The organism is Plantactinospora sp. WMMB334 (assembly GCF_049179095.1).
In the GTDB taxonomy this organism is placed as follows: Bacteria; Actinomycetota; Actinomycetes; order Mycobacteriales; family Micromonosporaceae; genus Plantactinospora.
In genome coordinates, this window is record NZ_JBMHME010000002.1 from 7,312,103 (window position 1) to 7,332,775 (window position 20,673).

Annotated in this window: 22 protein-coding genes, 1 tRNA gene and 1 riboswitch; of the genes, 10 read left to right on the top strand and 13 right to left on the bottom strand. The window is 71.4% G+C overall.

The window, feature by feature from the left end:
• The first annotated feature begins 7 nt into the window (after nt 1–7).
• Nucleotides 8–148, top strand: a riboswitch (cyclic di-AMP (ydaO/yuaA leader).
• Nucleotides 149–271: 123 nt separating this feature from the next.
• Nucleotides 272–1,204, top strand: a complete 933-nt coding sequence (locus ACN27G_RS31725; RefSeq protein WP_421496346.1) for an NlpC/P60 family protein — start codon at nt 272–274, stop codon at nt 1,202–1,204.
• 101 nt (nt 1,205–1,305) lie between these two features.
• On the opposite strand, the gene dcd is transcribed toward ACN27G_RS31725, so the two are convergent.
• Complete coding sequence (dcd, locus tag ACN27G_RS31730; RefSeq protein ID WP_421496347.1) at nt 1,306–1,884, bottom strand: dCTP deaminase; 579 nt, start codon at nt 1,882–1,884, stop codon at nt 1,306–1,308.
• 133 nt (nt 1,885–2,017) lie between these two features.
• Between dcd and ACN27G_RS31735 the strand changes: the two genes are divergently transcribed.
• Nucleotides 2,018–2,590: a pyridoxamine 5'-phosphate oxidase family protein gene (locus ACN27G_RS31735; protein ID WP_421496348.1), complete on the top strand. Its 573-nt coding sequence runs from the start codon at nt 2,018–2,020 to the stop codon at nt 2,588–2,590.
• Nucleotides 2,591–2,608: 18 nt separating this feature from the next.
• On the opposite strand, the gene ACN27G_RS31740 is transcribed toward ACN27G_RS31735, so the two are convergent.
• Nucleotides 2,609–3,601, bottom strand: coding sequence for a zinc metalloprotease (locus ACN27G_RS31740; RefSeq protein ID WP_421496349.1), 993 nt, complete (start codon nt 3,599–3,601; stop codon nt 2,609–2,611).
• A gap of 212 nt (nt 3,602–3,813) precedes the next feature.
• Here ACN27G_RS31740 and ACN27G_RS31745 point away from each other — a divergent pair.
• From ACN27G_RS31745 to ACN27G_RS31755, 3 genes are all read left to right on the top strand, one after another.
• A tRNA-Gly gene (locus ACN27G_RS31745) sits at nt 3,814–3,887 on the top strand.
• A 213-nt stretch (nt 3,888–4,100) separates the two neighbouring features.
• A complete protein-coding gene (locus ACN27G_RS31750) occupies nt 4,101–4,328 on the top strand; it encodes a DUF433 domain-containing protein (protein ID WP_421496350.1) in 228 nt (75 codons plus the stop codon).
• The gene (locus ACN27G_RS31755; RefSeq protein ID WP_421496351.1) at nt 4,325–4,690 is read left to right on the top strand and encodes a DUF5615 family PIN-like protein; all 366 of its coding nucleotides are present in this window, start codon (nt 4,325–4,327) and stop codon (nt 4,688–4,690) included. The genes ACN27G_RS31750 and ACN27G_RS31755 overlap by 4 nt, the downstream gene beginning before the upstream one ends.
• Before the next feature lie 302 nt (nt 4,691–4,992).
• Here the strand turns inward: ACN27G_RS31755 and ACN27G_RS31760 are convergent, their stop codons facing one another.
• The 4 genes from ACN27G_RS31760 to ACN27G_RS31775 all read right to left on the bottom strand — a co-directional run bounded on the left by ACN27G_RS31760 (nt 4,993) and on the right by ACN27G_RS31775 (nt 7,612).
• Nucleotides 4,993–5,589: a hypothetical protein gene (locus ACN27G_RS31760; protein WP_421496352.1), complete on the bottom strand. Its 597-nt coding sequence runs from the start codon at nt 5,587–5,589 to the stop codon at nt 4,993–4,995.
• An 85-nt stretch (nt 5,590–5,674) separates the two neighbouring features.
• A complete protein-coding gene (locus tag ACN27G_RS31765) occupies nt 5,675–5,815 on the bottom strand; it encodes a hypothetical protein (protein ID WP_421496353.1) in 141 nt (46 codons plus the stop codon).
• An 85-nt stretch (nt 5,816–5,900) separates the two neighbouring features.
• Nucleotides 5,901–6,611: a VOC family protein gene (locus ACN27G_RS31770; RefSeq protein ID WP_421496354.1), complete on the bottom strand. Its 711-nt coding sequence runs from the start codon at nt 6,609–6,611 to the stop codon at nt 5,901–5,903.
• Nucleotides 6,612–7,012: 401 nt separating this feature from the next.
• Nucleotides 7,013–7,612: a TetR/AcrR family transcriptional regulator gene (locus tag ACN27G_RS31775; protein ID WP_421496355.1), complete on the bottom strand. Its 600-nt coding sequence runs from the start codon at nt 7,610–7,612 to the stop codon at nt 7,013–7,015.
• 65 nt (nt 7,613–7,677) lie between these two features.
• Between ACN27G_RS31775 and ACN27G_RS31780 the strand changes: the two genes are divergently transcribed.
• The 4 genes from ACN27G_RS31780 to ACN27G_RS31795 all read left to right on the top strand — a co-directional run bounded on the left by ACN27G_RS31780 (nt 7,678) and on the right by ACN27G_RS31795 (nt 11,769).
• Nucleotides 7,678–8,574: an oxidoreductase gene (locus ACN27G_RS31780; protein ID WP_421496356.1), complete on the top strand. Its 897-nt coding sequence runs from the start codon at nt 7,678–7,680 to the stop codon at nt 8,572–8,574.
• Nucleotides 8,575–8,886: 312 nt separating this feature from the next.
• Nucleotides 8,887–10,815, top strand: coding sequence for an ABC transporter ATP-binding protein (locus tag ACN27G_RS31785; protein WP_421497533.1), 1,929 nt, complete (start codon nt 8,887–8,889; stop codon nt 10,813–10,815).
• A gap of 64 nt (nt 10,816–10,879) precedes the next feature.
• Nucleotides 10,880–11,284 (top strand): helix-turn-helix domain-containing protein, encoded by a 405-nt coding sequence (locus ACN27G_RS31790; RefSeq protein WP_421496357.1) that lies wholly within the window; start codon nt 10,880–10,882, stop codon nt 11,282–11,284.
• Nucleotides 11,285–11,358: 74 nt separating this feature from the next.
• Entirely contained in the window at nt 11,359–11,769 is a 411-nt protein-coding gene (locus ACN27G_RS31795) for a VOC family protein (protein WP_421496358.1), read from the top strand.
• Nucleotides 11,770–11,792: 23 nt separating this feature from the next.
• On the opposite strand, the gene ACN27G_RS31800 is transcribed toward ACN27G_RS31795, so the two are convergent.
• From ACN27G_RS31800 to ACN27G_RS31815, 4 genes are all read right to left on the bottom strand, one after another.
• Nucleotides 11,793–12,548, bottom strand: a complete 756-nt coding sequence (locus tag ACN27G_RS31800) for a LytR/AlgR family response regulator transcription factor (protein ID WP_421496359.1) — start codon at nt 12,546–12,548, stop codon at nt 11,793–11,795.
• A gap of 10 nt (nt 12,549–12,558) precedes the next feature.
• Nucleotides 12,559–13,737, bottom strand: a complete 1,179-nt coding sequence (locus ACN27G_RS31805; protein WP_421497534.1) for a sensor histidine kinase — start codon at nt 13,735–13,737, stop codon at nt 12,559–12,561.
• A gap of 131 nt (nt 13,738–13,868) precedes the next feature.
• Nucleotides 13,869–15,437 carry a sugar transferase gene (locus ACN27G_RS31810; protein ID WP_421496360.1) on the bottom strand — a complete coding sequence of 523 codons (1,569 nt, stop codon included), beginning with the start codon at nt 15,435–15,437 and terminating at the stop codon, nt 13,869–13,871.
• A 390-nt stretch (nt 15,438–15,827) separates the two neighbouring features.
• A complete protein-coding gene (locus ACN27G_RS31815; RefSeq protein WP_421496361.1) occupies nt 15,828–16,688 on the bottom strand; it encodes an Fpg/Nei family DNA glycosylase in 861 nt (286 codons plus the stop codon).
• Between the two features lie 86 nt (nt 16,689–16,774).
• Between ACN27G_RS31815 and ACN27G_RS31820 the strand changes: the two genes are divergently transcribed.
• The gene (locus tag ACN27G_RS31820; protein WP_421496362.1) at nt 16,775–17,983 is read left to right on the top strand and encodes a glycosyltransferase family 4 protein; all 1,209 of its coding nucleotides are present in this window, start codon (nt 16,775–16,777) and stop codon (nt 17,981–17,983) included.
• 21 nt (nt 17,984–18,004) lie between these two features.
• Here the strand turns inward: ACN27G_RS31820 and ACN27G_RS31825 are convergent, their stop codons facing one another.
• From ACN27G_RS31825 to ACN27G_RS31835, 3 genes are read right to left on the bottom strand one after another with little or no spacing between them, the layout of a single operon-like run.
• Complete coding sequence (locus ACN27G_RS31825; protein ID WP_421496363.1) at nt 18,005–18,733, bottom strand: CDP-alcohol phosphatidyltransferase family protein; 729 nt, start codon at nt 18,731–18,733, stop codon at nt 18,005–18,007.
• Nucleotides 18,708–19,775 (bottom strand): iron-containing alcohol dehydrogenase family protein, encoded by a 1,068-nt coding sequence (locus ACN27G_RS31830; RefSeq protein ID WP_421496364.1) that lies wholly within the window; start codon nt 19,773–19,775, stop codon nt 18,708–18,710. The genes ACN27G_RS31825 and ACN27G_RS31830 overlap by 26 nt, the downstream gene beginning before the upstream one ends.
• Complete coding sequence (locus ACN27G_RS31835; RefSeq protein WP_421496365.1) at nt 19,763–20,494, bottom strand: sugar phosphate nucleotidyltransferase; 732 nt, start codon at nt 20,492–20,494, stop codon at nt 19,763–19,765. The genes ACN27G_RS31830 and ACN27G_RS31835 overlap by 13 nt, the downstream gene beginning before the upstream one ends.
• Nucleotides 20,495–20,673 lie beyond the last annotated feature (179 nt).

Consider the following 20,673-nt stretch of genomic DNA (forward strand, 5'->3'; position numbering starts at 1 on the left):
CGGCGACGGTTCGACACCGCCGAATCGTCACAGAGAGCGAGCCGGGGACCCGGGCACCATGGGGTGAATCCGCGTCGCACGCGGAAGGGCGACAATCTTCCCGCCCGAACCCGTCAGCTAACCCGGTAGGCGGGCTACGGAAGAAGGAGTACGGACCCCGGTGGCTCCCCCTGCCCCACCGCGGTCGCCATCCCTCCGGCCGGCATCTCGCGCCGGAGCCGGGACGGCGAAGCCGCACACTCGAAGGTCCATTCTCGCCATCGCACTCACCGTGCTCGCCAGCGCCGCCGTGCTCTTCACCGGCACGACGCCGGCGCTCGCCGAGCCGTCGGTGGCCGAGATCGAAGAGCAGATCGACGTCGCCTGGCGCAAGCTGGAGCCGGTCATCGAGAAGCACAACTCCACCCGCCAGGACCTGACCGCGAAGAAGAAGCAGGCCGCCGCCCTGCAGAAGAAGATCGCCCCGCTCCAGTCGCGGATCGACGCCGCGATGGACCGGGTCAGCGACTTCGCCGTGCAGGCGTACAAGGGCGACAAGGCCTCGACCTTCAACGCGCTGCTCAGCAACAAGTCCCCGGCCGCGCTCGTCGGCCAGCTCTCGGTGCTCGACCAGTTCGCCCGGCAGCAGCAGCGCGAGGTGCAGGCGGTCGTCGACCTCAAGAACAAGTTGGCCGCCCAGAAGGCTCCGCTGGACCGGCTCGTCAGCCAGCTCACCAAGACCGAGAAGGAGCTGGCGGCGAAGAAGAAGGAGATCGACGCCGAGATCGACAAGCTCCAGGAGCTGCGGATCAAGGCGTACGGGAACGGCTCCGCCGGTCCGCTGCGGCCCGCACCCTGCCCGTCGACCTACCCGGGTGGCGGGGCCGGCAAGGCGGTCAAGTTCGCCTGCGCCCAGATCGGCAAGCCGTACAGCTGGGGCGCGGCAGGCCCCGGGGCGTACGACTGCTCCGGCCTGACCCTCGCCGCCTGGCGGCAGGGCGGTGTGTCGCTGCCGCACAACGCCCGTGCGCAACGCGGGCAGACGTCCCGGATCAGCCGCTCCGCGCTGCGCCCCGGCGACCTGGTCTTCTACTACGCCGACCTCAGCCACGTCGGCATGTACGTCGGCGACGGCTGGATCGTGCACGCCTCCCGGGCCGGTGAACCGATCAAGATGAAGCGGATGGACGACGGCCAGATCCACAGCTTCGGCAGACCCGGCTGAGTCACCCGACCGTTCCTACGGCAGAGCCCCCGTCGCACCCGCGACGGGGGCTCTGCCGTGTCGTTCCCGTTCCGTTCGCGTCCAGCCGCGCCGGGCCGGCCTCAGCGGGTCGGCCAGGTGCGCCAGTTCTGCCAGGAGCGGCTCGGGGTGGGGCCGCGCTGCCCCTGGTAGCGGGAGCCGTAGACGGCGGACCCGTACGGATGGGCGGAGGGCGAGGAGAGCCGGAAGATGCAGAGTTGACCGATCTTCATCCCCGGCCAGAGCCGGATCGGCAGGTTCGCCACGTTCGACAGCTCCAGGGTCACGTGGCCGGAGAACCCGGGGTCGATGAAGCCCGCGGTCGAGTGGGTGAGCAGGCCGAGCCGGCCCAGGCTGGACTTGCCCTCCAGGCGCGCGGCGAGATGGTCGCCGACGGAGATCACCTCCAGGGTGGAGGCGAGCACGAACTCGCCCGGGTGCAGCACGAACGGTTCGCCGTCCGGCACCTCGACCAGCGAGGTCAGGTCGTCCTGCTGCGCGGCCGGGTCGATGTGCGTGTAGAGGTGGTTGTTGAAGACCCGGAAGAGCCGGTCCAGGCGTACGTCGATGCTGGACGGCTGCACCAGCGCGGGTTCGAACGGCTCCAGCCCGAGCCGTCCCGCCTTGATCTCGATCACCAGGTCGTGGTCGGAGAGCAGCACCGTGCCACCTTAGCGAGTGGCGGGAAGCTCACCGGCCGCGACCTCGCGCAAGGGTGGGATCAGGGTCGGGTCCGGTCCGGTTCGGGCCCGGTCCGGGGTAGGTGATCGAACATGTGTTCGATAGAATGTCCGCATGGCATCCTGGTCCGAATTCGCCTCCGACGAGCCCCGCCTCGCCGACGCGATCCGCGTCCTCATCCAGCAGTACGGGCCGGGTCTCGGCTACCTCGCGACCGTGCGCGCCGACGGTGGGCCGCGGGTGCACCCGGTCTCGCCGGTCATCACCGACGAGGGGCTCTTCTGCTTCGTCGTCGACTCCCCGAAGCGGCGCGACCTGGAGCGTGACGGGCGCTACGCCCTGCACTCGTTCCCGCCCGAAGACAGCGACGACGAGGCGTACGTCGCCGGCCGGGCCCGACCGGTGACCGACCGGGCCCGGGTGGAGCAGCTCGCCGGCAACCTGCGGGCCGCGCCCCAGGTCGACTGGCGGCTCTTCGAGTTCACCGTCGACGTGGCGATGGTGGCCCGGCACGGCAGCAACGGCGCCACCCCGCTCGCCGGTGAGCGCTCCGAACGACCCGCGGTGCAGGTCTGGCTCGACCCGGCCGGTGCCCTCACCGGCCCCGCTGCCGAAGGCACCGCCACCGCGGCACGGCGGCGCGGCCGTCGCCGCACCGCCGAATCCGAGCCGGTCCCGACCCCCTGACCCGTCCCGTCCCGCCGCCTACGGCTCCCGGAACGCCTTCCACGCCTTGAGCATCCGGAACACCTGGCCGTACGTGAACTCGTACATGCACGCGTCGACCGAATAGTCCATGAAATTGTGGATCGGGTCGAGGCCGGATCTGGCGGGGCAGGAGTCGCGCCGCTCCGGGCAGCCGAAGGCGGGCTCCGCCTCGGCGGCGGTGTCGACCACCTGGTCGCCCTGGCCGTCGCAGCCATCCTGGAAGGTGTGGTAGAGGTTCAGCCAGTGCCCCACCTCGTGCGTGGCGGTGTCCCCAGCGTTGTAGGGCGTGGCCGTCCCGCCCGGCAGCGACTCGCCGAGCACCACCACCCCGTCGTACGGGTCGAGGTCCTGCTTCGGAAAGGTGGCCCAGCCGAGCAGTTCCTCGTCCAGCAGTCCGGTGTAGACGTTCAGGGTGTGCTTGCCGCCGACCCGCAGCGCCCGCTTCATCTGCGCCTCGGCCGGGCTCTCCGGCACGATCGGATACCAGGCCGGATTGACGACCCGGTTGACCTGCCTGAGCTTGAACCGGAACGGTGTCCAGGCGCCGCCGGTGCGCCCGCCGAACGAGTCGTTCAGCACCTTGAGCTGTGCCTCGATCAGCGCCAGCGGGATGTCGCCGTCGGCCCGGGTGCGCCGCTCGGCGATGACGTGGAACACCACGTCGATGCTGATCCCGACCTTCCCGTGCGGTACGCCGAGCGGTGCGACACCGACCCGCCGGGCGTACGCCGAGTCGACCGCCCGGTCCTGCTCGGCCGCCTCGGCCGCGGTCAGCTCGTTCGGCTCGGCCGCGTGCGGGGCACCGGGCCTCGCCTTCGCGTGCGCGTTCGCGTGCGGATGACCGGCGGTGTTGCCGGCGCATCCCGGGTCCACGGCCCCGGCCGACCCGAGCGGCGCCGCCACCACCGGACCGGGTCCGAGCAGCAGGACGAGAAAGACACTCGCCACGCCGGTCGAACGCGACGACCATCGCAGTCCACGGAACGCCATTGCCTCACCCTTTGCCTTCACAGAGTGGCGCCGCGATAACGCAGAGCCATAGTTGCAGGTGGGGCGGACGTTACCTGTCGTTGTCCCTGTTGCAAACGAAGCGGCACGGCGTGGTCCCCGACCCGCTCCGACCGGGTGACAGGGCAGCCGTGGGCGTAGGCGGGGAGGGTGAGTGCATGATCGGATCCGACCAGGTACAGTGGGGTCCGCTCGCGGGTGTAGTTCAATGGCAGAACATCAGCTTCCCAAGCTGACAGTGCGGGTTCGATTCCCGTCACCCGCTCCACCGACAAGGGCTCAACTGTAAAGTCGATTCTCCGATACCGGGCCCTTGTCATTTTTGACCTTCAAGGCAGCCGTGCGCCTGCCTTGTTCCGACGGAATCCGGGAGCCGGGTCGGTGGAGGCACCTGGCGTCGGGCTCCGTCGATCCTCGCACTGCTGGCCTGTCGAGCGCCTGTTACTGGCGAGCGGCCCCGTGGACAGGACATCATGGGTGTATGAACGACAGGATCTCCATCGACCATCGGATCATGGGTGGCGTGCCGTGTGTCGCCGGGACCCGCATCCCCGTGGCGACAGTGATCGGGCTGCTGGGCCAGGGCTACAGCGTCAGTGAGGTGGTCGAGGAGCACCCCACCTTGACCAAGGACGACGTTCTGGCGGCTCTGCGCTTCGCCGCACGGGCGGTCGACGAGCGAGAACTGCCGTTGAAGCTGTCCGCATGAGGTTCCTGGTCGACGAGTGTCTGTCGATCAGGGTCGCTGCCCTCCTCGTGGCGGCCGGGCACGACGCCATTCATGTCGTTGACTGCGGTCTGGCCGGAGAGCCGGACGAGCGGGTGCTTGGCAAGGCGGTCGGTGACGGACGGATCCTGCTCTCCGCCGACACGGACTTCGGCGAGATCCTGGCCCGGTCCGGGGAGGGCACGCCCAGCGTGGTCCTGTTCCGGCGCTCCGATCGATCGGCGGCGTCCTTGGCGTCGATCCTCGTTGCGAACATCCCCGAGGTTGCGGACGATCTGGCGAAGGGTGCGTTCGTGGTTCTGACCGATGAGCGGCTCCGAATCCGTCCTCTACCGTTCAAGTAGGGGCGAGCGGACCCGGTCGTGCCATTCGGGCAGGACAATCAGGACCAGTCCAGGCCGCTGGGATCAGCCGTGACCAGGTGCCGAGGCCCTGCGACGGCGGATCTTCGGCGATTCCCGAGCTGACAGCGCGGGTTCGATTCCCGTCACCCGCTCCAGGAAAATCCCGGTCAGGTCAGGCGGGAGGCCGACCAGGGCTTTCCCTATCACTATCGCGCACGTGAGGCCGCCTGGCGGACCAATCAGCGGTTCCTCGACGGTGATGGCTGGGGCGCGCCGCCGGGTGGTGGCACGCCCCCAGCAGGTCAGGCGAGCTGCTTGGCCCGGGTGGTGGTCACCGTCGCGGTGCCGTCGGCGGACAGGCCGGAGATCAGGTACGCCCGGTAGGTGCCGTTCGGCAGCACGGTCCACAGGTCCGGCGTGCCGTCGGTGTTGATGTCGGCGGCCCACAGCGTGCTGATCGTGACGCCGGTGTTCCAGTTCGCTGCTACCCGGTACTGAATGTGTGTCAGCGTGCCGGTGCCGTCGCCGTTGTCGAGCATGGTGACCCCGGTCCACAGGTACAGGTCGCCGGTGGTGGCGTTGCGTAGGAAGAGCGCGAGGCCGGACGCGATCTCCGTGCTGGCGATGCTCCAGTCCTGCCAGTCGTAGCCGCCCGTCGGGGTGGGGTTGGTCAGCGTGGTGGTGCCGAAGTAACCGCCTGGGATGCCCCAGTTGGGGTGGTAGTCGAGGCGGTACCCGTTGGTGGCGTCACCGGAGATGCCAATCAGGTCTGGAAGGCCGTTGTCGAGTCCATCAGCGACGTATCCGTTGACCAGCGTCAGCGGCGAGTTGCCGTTGGCGTCCAGGAGCCGATCCCGGGAGATGACCGCCACGGTGCCGCTGCCGTATGGGTTGGGCATCGTGCCGTCGCCGGCGCCCCTGATGACCAGGCCGCCGCCGGCGTGGACCCCGCCCGGGTAGTAGACGAGAAAGTCCTCTTCGGTCTCACCGAAGAAGCGGCCGGTGATGGGAGGAGCGGGTCGTGGCAGTGGCCTGGGCGGGCAGGGCCGGGGCGAGCGCGGTCAGCGCGAGCGCCACGGGCGCGGTCCAGACGAGCATGCGATGGGAGTTGAAGGAAGCGTTCATGGATCTCCTCGTGCCGTGAGTCTCCGGTCGGAGACGACTGAATGGCGGCAATCGCCGCCTCGATCAGTCCGTGCGTGTGGGCAGGCTATCGGGGCGGCAGTACCCAGAACTCGTTGCCGTCGGGGTCGGCGAGCGCCACGGAGCCGGGTTCGCCGCGGGCGGTGTCGATGCGTGTCGCGCCGAGGGAGACCAGCCGCTCAACCTCTGCCTGCTGATCGGCGCCAACATCCGGTACGAGGTGGAAATGCACTCGATCTCTGCCGGTCTTCGGCATCAGCGGTGGACCACCCCACGCGATTTTCGGGCCGCCCTTCGGCGACTGGATCGCGGTCTCCTGGTCCTGGTCCCAGACCAGCGGCCACTGCAGCGCCCTGCTCCAGAAGTATCCGACCTCCTGCGTGCCGTCGCAGGAGAGTGCCCCGACGAACCCGCACCCGGCCAGGAACGTGTTTCCCGGCTCGATGACGCAGAACTCGTTGCCCTCGGGGTCGGCGAGCACCACGTGACCCTCCTCCGGGCGCTGCCCCACGTCGACGTGCGCTGCGCCGAGCTCCAGCGCCCTGGCCACCGTCCGCTGCTGGTCATCCAGGGAGGCGCTCGTCAGCTCGAAGTGCGCACGGTTCTGGCCGACCTTCGGCTCGTCGGTCGGCACGAAGCGGATCCGGAACCCGGTGTCGTTGTCGGGCAGCAGCGTGGCGCCGTCGGACTGCTCCCGGCCCAGCAGCCCGGACCAGAACCGTGCGAGTCGCAGCGGTTGGCGCGCGAGGAGACAGACCGCGAAGAGGTGAGAAGTCACTCGTGTGTTCTACGGCTGAGTAGGCGTCATCCGCATCCGAGTTTTGCGGCGGGCCTGACTCCGGGATGCACGACTGGTCTGGGCGTACCGCTGTCTGGCCGTTGGGCTCTTTTTCGGTCTGTTGTCCTTGCCTCGGCGCTTGTTCGTCTCCCGCCGCTGACTGTTGCGTTGCTCGCTGTCGCAGCCGTGGCGACGGCCGGGGGCGTGGCCCTCGGCTGGACGGGCATGATCAGGATGTGGGCCGACCAGTTGATGCCGCGTGGCGGGACCGCCCGACACCGGGCCCTGACACGAGGGCTGTGGCGGGACGTGCTCGGTCCCCTGTCCCGGATCGGCGTAGGTGGTCGCCGACGGCAACGGTGACGGCGAGGGCCGAGGAGGCCGGCGTCCCGTCTCTGCCGTCAGGCCGGGCGTGCTCCGCGTACGAACTGCTCGACTGCGGTCTCCACGAGGCCGTCGAGCAGCTCTGGTCTGACCATGTCGCCGTTCGTCAGCGTGGCGATGCCCTGCATCGTGGCGAAGAGCACGATCCCCACCCGTTCGGGGTCCCCCTCGACGAGTTCCCCGGCCGCCTGCCCCTGCTTGATCAGGTCGTACATCAGGTCGAACGCCGGGTCGGCCGCCGCCACCAGCCGGTCGGCGCCCGGTCGGTGCTTGCTGGTGAACATCAGTTCGAGCAGTGCCGCGTCCTCGGTGGCGAACCGGATGTACGCCGCCACGGTGGCCCGCAGGCGCGCCAGGAAGCCGTCCCCCGCCTCGGTGTACGCCGCGCGCAGTTGCGTGTGCAGCCGCTCGAAGCCCGCCTCGGCCAAGGCGTCCAGCAGGGCCTGCCGGTCCGGGAAGTGGCGCCGTGGCGCGGCGTGGCTGACGCCGATCTCCCGGGCCAGTTCGCGCAGGGAGAGTTGCTCCTCGCCGTGCGCGCGCAGGCTGCGTTCGGCGGCGGCGAGCAGGGCCGACCGGAGTTGTCCGTGGTGGTAGGGCCGCTGGTGGGCTTCGGGCACGACCGGATTCTACCGAACCTGTGTTGCCGTTGACGACATTGTTGTCGGCGCCTACATTGGTACTCATGGTTGCATTCTCCTTGGCGGACATACCCACCATGACGGGCCGCACCGTCGTCGTCACCGGTGCGAACAGCGGCATCGGCCGGGCCGCCGCCCGTGCGCTCGCCGTGCGGGGAGCACGCGTCGTGCTGGCGGTGCGGGACATCGACAAGGGCCGCGAGGCCGCCACGACGATGGCCGGGGACACCGAGGTGCGCCGGCTCGACCTCGCCGACCTCGCCTCGGTACGCGAGTTCGCCGACGGGCTGGACGAGCCCGTCGACGTGCTCGTCAACAACGCCGGCCTGATGATCCCGCCGCTGGGCCGCACCGCCGACGGCTTCGAGCTGCAGTTCGGCACCAACCACCTCGGGCACTTCGCGTTGACCAATCTGCTCCTGCCACGGATCAGGCAGCGGGTGGTGACCGTCTCCTCCGGCGCCCACGCGATGGGCTCGATCGACTTCGACGATCTCAACTGGGAGCGCCGGCCATACCGGGCGATGGCGGCGTACGGGCAGTCGAAGCTCGCCAACCTGCTGTTCACCGCCGAGCTGCAACGCCGGCTCACCGAGGTCGGCTCGCCCGTCCTCGCCACCGCCGCGCATCCCGGCCTGGCGTCCACCAACCTCCTGCGCCCGCCCGGCAGGCGGCCCCGGATCGAGGCCATCCAGCGGAGGATGGTGCGCCTGCTCGCCCAGAGCGACGACGACGGCGCGCTGCCGACCCTCTACGCGGCGGTGGCCGACATCCCGGGCAACAGCTACGCCGGCCCACGCGGCCTCCTGCAGACGCGCGGCACACCCACGCTCGTCGGCCGGTCGGCGAGCGCTCGCGACGGCGACCTCGCGCGCCGCCTGTGGACGGTTTCCGAGCGGCTCACCGGCGTCACCTTCCCACTGGCCGGCAGCGTCAGGTGACCCCCGCCGGGTGGCGGCAATACGGCGATCGATAGAGATAACGCGACAACCGGTCATATCGCCGCAATGACTGTCGGTGCCAGGGGTGATACTGAGCGCCATGCCTGGTGCGGTGCCCGCACGTGATCGGCCACCGTGACCACCAGGCTGGGCTGGGCTCGTGATCCCCCGGGAGGTACGTCGATGGCCGAGAGCATGCCCACGACCATGCGGGAGACCGGCAACCCCGGCGATGCGGATCCCGCCGGTGGTCGTACCGGCGAAGTGGAGCCGGACCGGCCCGCGGAGTCGGTCCTGCCGGAGCTGCGGGCGATGTGGTGGGAGACCGGGGTACGGGCCCGGGCCGAGGCCGGCCTCTTCGCCGTCTTCGTCGAGCTGCCCCGACTGGTCTGGGCCGCGTCCCGGCTCAGCTGGCGCGCCGACCGGGCCCGCACCTCGGTGGTGGCAGCGATGACGGTCGGCGCGGGCGTGATGTCGGCGTTCGGGCTTCTCGCGACGCAACGGGTGCTGGTGGAGCTCTTCGCCGGCGGACCCACCGCGGACAAGGTGGTCGCGGCGCTGCCGGCCCTGACGGTGCTGGCCGCGGTGACGGCGCTGCGGGCCGGGATGGCCAGCGCCATGGGGTACGCGCAGAACGGGCTGACCCCGAAGGTGGACCGGGAGGTGGAGCGGGGCCTCTTCGAGGTGACCACGGCGGTTCGGCTGGAGGCGTTCGACGCGGACGCGTTCGCCGACGACATGGAACGGGCCTCCCGGGGAGCGGAGGCCACGGCCGGGCTGGTGCAGTCGTCGATGAACCTGCTCGCCGGCCTGACCGGGCTGCTGGCGGTGGCGGTCGCCGTCGTCGTGATCCACCCGTTGCTGCTGCTCGCGCTGCTGGTGGCGACCGTGCCGAACGCCTGGGCCTCCCTCCGCGCCGGCCACCTGCGCTACCGGACCTATGCGGCCGGCTCGGTGCGGCGGCGACGGCTGTGGCTGCTGCACCGCCTGATGGCCGAACGGGACTCCGCCCCCGAGCTCCGCTCCTACGGGCTGCGCCGGTTCCTGCTCGACCAGTACGACCGGGTGATGGGGGTGGAGACCGACATCCAGCTGGCCCTGGCCCGGCGGGTCACCACGACCACCACCGTCGGGGCCATGATCGGCGGCGGGGCCACCGCCGTGGTCTACATCATGCTCGGGCTGCTGCTGATCAACGGGCAGATCCCGCTCGCCGCCGCCGCGACCTGTGTCGTCGCGGTCCAGGCTGCCCAGCGTTCCCTCGCCGTCGCCACCTTCCAGGTCGACCGGGTCTACACGGAGGGGCAGCACTTCCGGGACTACACCGGATTCATGACCCGCGCCGCTGCCTACCTGCCCGACGTGACCGGGTCGACTCGCCCGGCCGGCGACGAGACCGCCCCCGCCCCCGTCTCCACCCGCATCCCGGAGCGGTTGCGCGAGATCAGGATCGAGGAGGTCAGTCTCTGCTATCCCGACCGGGAGGATCGGGCCGTCGACCGGGTGAGCCTGACGATCCGCGCCGGGCAGACGGTGGCCTTCGTCGGCGAGAACGGCTCCGGCAAGTCGACGCTGGCCGCGATGATCGCCACCCTGCGTACGCCGACCGAGGGAGGCATCCGCTGGAACGACCGGGCGCTGGAGGAATGGGATCTCAACGGCCTGCGGACCCGGATGGCGGTCGTCACGCAGGAGTACCACAAGTGGCCGTTCACGGCCGCGACCAACATCGCCATCGGCGACATCGGGGCCGAGCCACGGCAGGACCGGATCGAGGCCGCCGCCGCCCGTGCAGCCGCCCACGACATGATCCGGGAGCTGCCGTACGGGTACGAAACGCTGCTGGACCGCACCTTCGCCAACGGCCAGGACCTCTCCGGCGGGCAGTGGCAGCGGATCACCGCCGCCCGTGGCTTCCTCCGCGACGCGGAGCTGCTGATCATGGACGAGCCCTCCTCCGCGCTCGACCCGCGCGCCGAGGACGCCCTCTTCCAGGCCATCCGGGACCGGCAGGGTCGGGCCACCACCATCCTGATAACCCACCGGCTCGCCAACGTCCGGCACGCCGACCGGATCTACGTACTGCACCACGGTCGTCTCGTCGAGGCCGGCAGCCACGACGACCTCATGGCCACCGGCGGGCGCTACGCCGAGCTCTTCACCCTGCAGGCCGCCGGCTACCGCAGCACGCCGGCCCCGGCCCCGTCCGTGCCGTTGCCCCGGCCGACGATGTCCGCCTGATCCTGAGACGACGGCCCATCCACCACCGGGCCGGCCACCGGGCAGGACGTGCTGTGATGGTGGCGTGAGTCGCGCCGTGGAGGAGACCAACCGCCGGATGCTGCGGGCGCGGGACGCGATGGACCGGGCCTACGCCCAGCCACTGGACGTGCCGTCCCTGGCCCGGATCGCCCACGTGTCGGAGGCGCACTTCACCCGCACCTTCCGGGCCACCTTCGGCGAGACGCCGCACCGCTACCTCCAGCGGCGCCGGGTCGAGCGGGCGATGTTCCTGCTGCGGGAGACCGACCGCAGCGTGACGGAGATCTGCTTCGCGGTCGGCTTCGGCAGCCTGGGGACCTTCAGCCGCACGTTCCGGGACGTCGTCGGCCGTTCGCCGAGGGCGTACCGCCGGGCGGCGGCGGCCGCCGCGAACGTACCGACGTGTTTCACGATGGCCTGGACGCGCCCGGCCGGGCCACCCCGCTGAGCTGCCGGTACGGTCCGCCGATCGAGCGGTTTTGGATAAGTTTCCCGCCGGGTCCGCCCCGTACCGTGACGCACATGCTGAACGCCATTACGCACTCGCAGATCTACGTCCTCGACCAGGACGAGGCCCTTGACTTCTATGTCGGCAAGCTCGGCCTGGAGGTCAACACCGACGCCGACCTCGGCTTCATGCGCTGGCTGACCGTCAACGTCCCCGGGCAGCCGGAGCGGCAGGTGCTGCTGGAGCGGCCGGGCCCGCCGGCGATGTCCGAGGAGACGGCCCAGCAGGTCCGCGAGCTGGTGACCAAGGGCGCCACCGGCGGCACCCTGATCTTCGCCACCGACGACTGTCGCAAGACGTACGAGACGCTGCTGGGCCGGGGCGTCGAGTTCACCGAGGAACCGACCGAGCGCTTCTACGGGATCGACTGCGCTCTGCGGGATCCGTTCGGCAACCACATCCGGATCACCCAGCCGAAGTCCTGACGTCGCGGGCCGGGCCAGGTCGGTCAGCGGTTCCAGTCCTGCTTCGCGGCCCGGACCAGCTTGTCCTTGAGTTCCCGGGTGTGCCGGCGGCTGACCGGCAGCTCCGCCTCGTCGATCACCACCACGTAGCCGGAGTTGGCGAGTCGCAGCTCGGCGATGAGCCGGAGCTGCACGAGATACGAGCGGTGGATGCGGACGAACCCGGCGTCCGCCCACCGCTCGGCGAGGGTGGCCAGCGGCACCCGGACCAGGTGTGAGCCGTCGGCGGTGTGCAGCCGGGCGTAGTCGCCCTGCGCCTCGACCCAGCGTACGGCCGAGCGGGGCAGCATCCGGGTGGTGCCGGCCAGCTCGACCGGGATCGTCGGGTCGGGTTCGGCCCTGGCCAGTGCCGCCGGATGGGTCGGCACCACCCGGGAGCCGACCACCCGGCGCAGCGACTCGGCGAGCCGCTCGGCCCGGACCGGCTTGCGCACGTAGTCGGTGGCGCCGAGGTCGAAGGCGTCCACCGCTCCGTCGTCGTAGGCGGTGACGAAGACGATCGCCGGTGGCCGGGCGAACCGCCGCAGCACCCGGGCCAGTTCCATGCCGTCCAGTCCCGGCATCCGGATGTCGAGGAAGACCACGTCGACGTCGGCGTCCCGGAGCACCCGCAGCGCCTCGGTGGCGTCCCCGGCGGTGTGCAGCCTGGACACCCGTGGATCGGCCCGCAGGTGGTACGCGAGCTCGTCGAGCGCCGGAGGCTCGTCGTCGACGGCCAGCACCCGCAGGAAGCCGGTCACGGGACAGCCCTCATGCGCTCGCCCGGACGTGTCGGTGGAACTTCGGTATCCGCATGCTCACCTTCGTACCCGATCCGAGGCCGGTCTCGACGACCAGGCCGAACTGGTCGCCGAAGACCGACCGGAGCCTTTCGTCCACGTTGGAGAGGCCGACGTGCTGGCCGGAGTCCTCGATCGGGTCGGCGGCGGCCTCGGCGATGCCGGCGGCCAGCACCGCCGGATCCATCCCGACGCCGTCGTCCTCGACCGTTATGTAGCATTCCGCGCCCGCGTCCTGGGCCTCGATACTGAGCATTCCCGGCCCCGGCTTGCGGGACAACCCGTGCCGGACGGCGTTCTCGACAAGCGGCTGGAGGCAGAGGAACGGCAGGCTGACCGGCAGCACCTCCGGGGCGATCTGGAGCTTCACCTGGAGCCGGTCGCCGAACCGGGCCCGCTCGATGGTCAGATAACGGTCGATCGACCGCAGCTCCTCGGCGAGGGTGGTGAACTCGCCGTGCGCCCGGAACGAGTAGCGGGTGAACTCGGCGAACTCCAGGATCAGTTCCCGGGCCCGCTCCGGGTCGGTCCGGACGAACGAGCCGATCGCGGTCAGCGCGTTGTAGATGAAGTGCGGGCTGATCTGGGCCCGCAGCGCGCGTACCTCGGCCCGGGCGAGCCGCTCCCGGGAGGAGTCGAGCTCGGCGAGGGCGAGCTGGGCGCCGGCCCAGTGCGCGGTCTCCAGGGCGGCCTGCACCAGACCGGGCGCCGGCTGGTCGTCGGCGATCGCCACCAGTGCCGCCGCCGCCCGGCCGTCGGGGCCGGTGAGCGGGGCGATCACCGCGCCCCGGACCGGGCAGTCGACCCGGTCGCAGCGCAGCTCCGACTCGCCGAGCACGGTCGAGCGGCGGGCCCTGATGGTGCCGGCAGCGGCGGCGACGAGCTGGTCGGCATGGTGGCCGCCCCGGCCGTCGATGGCGAGCAGCCGCTCCTGGTCGGCCAGCGCCAGCCCGGCGGAGCCGACCAGGGTACGCAGGTGGCGCACCGCCTTCGCCGCGCTCGCCGGGGTGAGCCCGGCGCGCAGCGGTTCGGCGGCCAGCCCGGCGGTGTGCAACACGTCGTAGGTGGCCCGCTGGGTGGCGGTGGCGATGCCCCGCCGGGCGCGCAGCCGGACGACGGCGAAGAGCGCGGCGCCCAGCGCACTGATCATCGCCACCACGGCGACCGCCGTGGAGAGGTTCGGCCACCCCACGCAGAGATCCTGCCGGTTGGCCGGCCGGTTCGCCAAGCCAGCGATCGGCCCGGGTACGCCCCGGACCGCTCGGTACGCGCCCTTACGGGTCAGTACGCGCCCTTGCGGGCCAGCACCACCCCGACGGTGCGCCAGAGGATGCTCAGGTCGTACGCCAGCGACCAGTTGTCGACGTAGTAGAGGTCCAGCCGGACGGCCTCGTCCCAGGAGAGGTCGGAGCGGCCGGAGACCTGCCAGAGCCCGGTGATGCCGGGGCGGACCAGCAGCCGGCGGCGCACGTCGCCGAGGAAGTCGCCGTCGTCGGCGGGGAGTGGGCGGGGACCGACCAGGGACATCTCGCCCCAGAGCACGTTGATCAGCTGGGGCAGCTCGTCGAGCGAGCTGGCCCGGAGGAACCGGCCGGCCGGGAAGACCCGGGGATCCTTCTTGATCTTGAACAGCATGCCGTCGGTCTCGTTCTGGTCGACCAGGCTGGCGAGCCGCTGCTCGGCGTCGACGTACATGGTCCGGAACTTCCAGACCCGGAACGTCCGGCCCTCGTGACCGACCCGGGGCTGCCGGAAGAAGACCGGCCCGGGGTCGGAGACCCGGATCGAGATCGCGATCACCACGAAGAGGGGGACCAGGAACAGCAGCCCCAGCCCGGCGGCGACCCGGTCCAGCAGGTTCTTGGCCAGCAGGGCCGGCCCGGAGAGCGTCGGCTCCTCGACGTGCAGCAGCGGCAGGCCCTCGATCGGCCGGATGTGCACCCGGGGGCCGGCGATGTCGGTGAGCTGCGGCGCCACGATCAGGTCGACCCCGGAGCCCTCCAGTTGCCAGGCGAGCCGGCGCAGCTCGCCGGGCTCGGTGCTGGCCGAGCCGCAGACCGCGATGGTGTCGCCGCCGACCTCGCGGACCAGGGAGAGGATGTCCCGGCCGGCGTAGACCGGAATCGGGGTCTCGATGCCCCGGGCGGCGGCGTAACCGTCGGTGAGGTGGATCGCCACCGGGGTGAGGCCGGCCGCCGGCACCCGGCTGACCGCCGTGTAGACCTCAAGGGCCTCCGGCAGGGTGCCGACCAGCACGATCCGCTGCGCGGCCTGGGTGCCCCGGCGCCGCACCGTGTGCAGGACCAGCCGGGCGGTGGAGCGGGCGACCAGGATCAGTAGCAGTGCACCGAGCAGCGCGGTGCCGACCGTGTATCGCGACAGGTCCGTCTTGGTGGCGAAGGCGAGGAAGGAGACGCTTGCCGCGACCGCCACCCCGGCCCGGGTGACCCGCTTGAACTCGTCGGTGCCGAGCCCCAGGTAGCGGCGGTCGTAGGCGCCGTTGCCCCAGAGCACGATCAGCCAGCCGAGCGGCAACAGCAGGTAGGAGACGGTGTGGAACCAGGTGGGGTCGGTGCCCGCATCGGTGAAGCCGGCCGCCGCCTGGTCGAACCACCAGATGGCGAGCCAGCTCGCCAGCACCGCCGCCCCGAAGTCCAGCAGCAGCAGGATCGCGATGTAGGGGCGGTGCCAGCGGGAGACCCTCCGCCGCGCCCGCGCCCACGCCGAGCGGGGTATCCCGTTCGGCTGCGGAGCGGTCGGTGGCTGGATCTCGAAGCTGTCGACGTGACGCAGAGTACTCGGTCGGCCGTTGCCTACCGGGCGCTGGAGGCTTGTCGTCACCTCACCCACGTCCTCCCGCGTGACACGTGCCGCCCATCTGCCGTAAGGGCTCGGGTCGCCCACCGTCTCAGTCTCTCCCATGCCGGCCCTACGGGGACGCCGACCCGAGGGACAGTGCGCCGCCCGCCCGCCCACAGAAGCCGGGCCGCCCACAGCGGAGTCGCAGACCGGGTCACTATACCGACGGAAGAGGTTGACGGTAGAGCCCGGTGGCGGCCGGTTTCTTGCCCACTGGGCGTTTTTGCCCTGGTGCAGGAGCCGGGATCACCCAACGTACAAGCACGATCGCTCAACATCCAAACACGACCGCGCAACAAGCGAAGCCGACCGCGCAGGACGGGAGGTCGACCGCGCAGGAAGGGGGAGGTCGACCCGCTGGGCCGGGACGGGCGTCGGTGCTCAGCGCACCAGCCGGGAGAGCCGGCGGTCGGCGAGCGGCTTGCCGCCGGTCTGACATTTCGGACAGTACTGCAGGCTGGAGTCGGCGAACGACACCTCACGGATCGTGTCGCCACAGACCGGACAGGGCAGCCCGGTCCGGGCGTGCACCCGCAACCCGGCCCGCTTCTCACCCTTCAGCTCCGCCGCCCGCTGGCCCAGCGACCGCTGCACGGCGTCGCCGAGCACCTGCCGGGTCGCCTCGTGCAGCGTCGCCACCTGCTCGTCGGTGAGCCGGTTGGTCAGCGCGAACGGCGACAGCCTCGCGGTGTGCAGGATCTCGTCGGAGTACGCGTTGCCGACCCCGGCCAGCACCTCCTGGTCGGTCAGCACCCCCTTGACCTGGCCACGCCGGCCGCGCAGCCGCGTGCCGAAGGTCGGCAGGTCGGCGGCGAGCGCGTCCGGCCCGAGCCGGGACACCCCCGGCACCAGCGCCGGATCGGTCACCAGGTACGCGGCGAGCTTCTTCTGCGTACCGGCCTCGGTCAGGTCGAAACCGGACCCGTCGTCGAGCCGTACCCGCAGCGCGATCGGGCCCTTGCCGGGCTTGAGCGGTGCGGCGGAGGGAAACGCCTCCCGGTAGTGCAGCCAGCCGGCCCGGGCCAGGTGCACCACCAGGTGCAGATCCCCGGCGAACTCCACGTCGAGGAACTTGCCGTGCCGGCCGGCGGCCACGACCTCCCGGCCGGCCGCCGCCGAGGGTGCCGGATCGTACGTCTTCAGGGCGCTGATCGCCGCCACCTCGACCCGGTCGACCCGCCGGCCGACCGCCCGCTCGCGCAGGTAACCGGCGAGCGCCTCCACCTCAGGTAACTCGGGCACGGAGTTAACGGTAGCGTTCAATCCCGCGGACGCGCCGGACGCGCCCGCCCGGAAGCGAACGACCGGGGTCGGAGGAGGAGACGGGCGTGCAGGTCATCGTCGCGCACAACCGCTACCGCGAGGCGCAGCCGTCCGGCGAGAACACCATCGTCGACCAGGAGATCGGCCAGCTTCGGGCGGCCGGGGTGACGGTACATCCCTTCCTGCGCAGTTCCGACGAGATCGCGGAGTTCTCCACGGCCGAGAAGGTGCTGCTGCCGATCTCGCCGATCTACGCGCCCCGCGCCCAGCAGGAGCTGAGCCGGCTGATCACCGAGCACCGGCCGGACGTACTGCACCTGCACAACCCGTACCCGCTGCTCTCGCCCTGGGTGGTCCGGACCGCGCACCGGCACGGGGTGCCGGTGGTGCAGACGGTGCACAACTACCGCCAGGTCTGCTCCTCCGGGCTCTACTTCCGGGACGGGCGGATCTGCCAGGACTGCCGGGGCCGGGCGCTCGGGGTGCCGGCGATCGTGCACCGCTGCTACCGGGGCTCCCGGGCGCAGAGCGCGCTGATGGCGACGACGCTGGCCGTACACCGGCCGACCTGGCGCTCGGTGGACCGCTACATCGCGCTCACCTCCGGCATCGCCGCGCACCTGCGCGACTACGGCATCCCCGCGGAGCGGATCGTGGTCAAGCCGAACGCGATCCCGGACCCGGGCCCGCCGCCACCGCTCGGCGAGGGCTTCCTCTTCTTCGGCCGGCTCTCCCCGGAGAAGGGGGTCGGGCTGCTCCTCGACGCCTGGCGCCGCCATCCGGTCGGCTCGCTCGGGCCGCTGCGGATCGCCGGGGACGGCGAGCTGCGCCCGCTGGCCGAGGAGGCCGCCGCGCACCGGACCGACATCGAGTTCCTCGGCCCGCTCGACCGGCCCGGGGTGGCGGCGGCGCTCCGCTCCACCGCCGTGGTGCTGGCCGTGCCGACCTGGCACGACGTGCTGCCGACGGTGGTGATCGAGGCGCTGGCCGCCGGCCGCCCGGTGCTGGGTACGGCGCTCGGCGGCATTCCGTACCTGGTCGGCGCCGACGACCCGGCCGGGCTGGCGGGCTGGCTCGTCGAGCCCGACCCCGCCGCCCTGGCCGCCGCCCTGCCGAGCGCCCGGGACACCGCGGCCGCGGTCGCGCCGCTCGCCCGCGCCCGCTACGAGCGCACCTTCCACCCCGACGTCGTCACCAAGCAGCTCCTCGACGTCTACGCCAGCTCTGAGGTGTTAGGTGTTAGGCGGGGGCCCTTCTACAACAGAAAACGATAAGCGGGGGCCCTTCCTTACACCTCAGCGGAGCGAGGCGCGGGCGGAGAACGCGATGCTGGCGAGCAGGAACCCGCCGTTGACGAGGGTGAACGCGGCGATCAGCCAGGTCGTCCACTCGGGCACGACCGTCAGCACCAGCCCGGCCAGGAAGATCACCGCGCCGTAGTCCCGGATCAGCTTGACCAGGCGGACCGGCAGTGAGGTCGAGGTGACCATGCTGGCCGCGTTCGGGCCGGCGGCCATCACCGAGGTGACCAGGTTGACCATCCAGGTGCCGGCGAACGCCGCGACCAGCCAGATCGGTGCCGAGGGCCGCTGCGCCACCGCCGTCGCCGAGAGGGCGGTGACAAGCGCGATCTGGGCGGCCACGTCGCAGAGCACGTCCACCCGGGCGCCGGCCGGGCTGCCCTGGCCGGTGACCCGGGCGAGCTGCCCGTCCGCGCAGTCCAGGGCGTACGCGAGTTGCCAGCCCAGCAGCGCGGTCAGCCCGACCACCCAGGCCGGTACGTCCCCGGCCGCCACCGGCCCGGCCAGGGTCACCACGGTCACCGAGACCGCCAGCCCGAGCACCAGGTTGGCCATGGTCAGCGCCGTGGGGGGCAGTCCCGTGCGGTGCGCGGCCATGGCGAGGGCGGCGCCGATCCGCTGGCTGACCGCCTCGCTGAACAGGCCGCCGCCCCGGTTGACCCGGTAGAAGTCGGCGGTGCTGGGCGGGGACACCAGATCAACCGAGATGTTCACGGATCGCATCGCTGTAGTTTGCCAGCCGTTCACCGATCTCGGCAGGAGACAGGTCGAGGTGTTCGAGAATCGTGTACCGGTCCGGCCGGGTACGCGGGGCGTGGTGCACGGCGGCGACGAAGTCGTCGTCGCCGAGTCCCAGCTCGGCCGGGGTGGTGGCCAGGCCGTGCCGGTGCAGGCAGGAGGCGAGCTGGCCGAACCGCTCCAGGTCGCCCCGGAGGTAGGTGCAGAAGAGCGCGCCGAGCCCGACCTGCTCGCCGTGCGAGGCGGTGCCCGGGTGGAGCTCGTCGAGGGCGTGCGAGATCTCGTGGCAGCCGCCGCTGGCCGGCCGGCTGGAGCCGCTGACCGACATGGCGAGCCCGCCGAGGATCAGCGCCTCGGCGAGCGCGGTGAGGAAGCCGTCGTCGGTGATCTTGCCGGGGTGGTTGACCAGCGCCTCCGCCCCGGTCCGGGCGAGGGTCACGGCGAGCCCGTCGATCGGCTCGGCGCGTACCCGGTGGGCCAGCTCCCAGTCCGCGACCGCGTTGAGGTTGCTCAGCGCGTCGCCGATCCCGGCCTGGGTCTGCCGGTCCGGACCGTTCTCCACGAAGTCCAGGTCGACCACGACGGCGATCGGGATCTGCACGCCGTAGGAGCCCTTGCCGCCGTCGTGGTCCAGGGAGGCGACCGGGGAGGCGATCCCGTCGTTGGCGAGGCTGGTCGCGACGCTCACCATCGGGATGGCGTACCGGGAGGCGGCGTACTTGGCGGTGTCGATGGTCCGGCCGCCGCCGATGCCGACCACCGCGTCGTAGGAGCGGCAGCGGAGCCGCTCGCCGAGCTCCAGGGCGGCGTCGATGCTGCCACCGGTGACGGTGAAGACGTCGGCGTTGCCGAGGCCGGGCCGGCAGAGCTCGGCGATCCGCTCGCCCTGCCCCGGGCCGACCACCACCGCCACCTCGCCGCCGCCGGAGATGCGCCGGTCGGCCAGGAGCGCGCCGAGGTCCGCGACCGCGCCCCGGCGCACGTCGATGGCGAGCGGGGTGTTGACGGTACGGGTCAGTAGTGGCACGCGATCTCCCGGGCTCGGATCAGGTCGTCGTGGTTGTCGACCTCCACCCAGGGCAGGTCACCGATCGGGGCCGCCCGCACCTCGCCGCCGCGATCCGCGAACTCCTGGTAGCCGTCCTCGTAGTAGAGGTGTGGATCGCGCCGCCAGGTCGCCTCCAGCGCGTCGGCCAGCCCGCCCGCGACCCCGGGTTCGATCAGGGTGGCGCCGATGTACTCCCCGTACGCCTGCGCCGGGTCCAGCTGCTTGTTGATCCGGGTGAGCCGGCCGGAGTCGTCGAAGACCGTCTTCATCTCCTCGTCGGCGAGCTTCTTGACGGTGTCGACCGCGAGCAGGATCCCGGGACCGCGCCGGGCGAGCAGGATGCGCTCCACGTCGACCGGGTGCACGGTGTCGCCGTTGACCAGCAGCGCTCCCTGGGCGAAGTGCTCCCGGGCCAGCCAGAGCGAGTACGCGTTGTTCCACTCCTCGGCCCGGTCGTTCTGCACCAGGTTGAGGGTCACGCCGTACCGGTCCTGGAGGGCGGACTGCCGGGCCCGCACCGCCCCGGCGGCGTAGCCGACCACCACGGTCACGTCGGTCAGCCCGACCTCGGCCAGGTTGCGCAGCGCGATGTCGAGGATCGTCGTCTCGCCGTCGACCGGAATGAGCGCCTTGGGCAGGGTGTCCGTGTACGGCCGCAGCCGGCGACCTGCCCCCGCGGCCAATACCACACCGATCATCCCGGGTCCTTCCTCGCGACACGTCCAACGCAGGGAGGATAGCGCCGGGTGTCCGGTAGGCGAATTCCCGGCGAACGGCGGGCCAACCCGGGCCGACGTGTCAACTCGTGAAGCGGAGGAAAGCGCCCGTCAGGGGCGGTAACGGACCCGGGAGTGGGTCGGCCTGGTGCGGGGCGAGC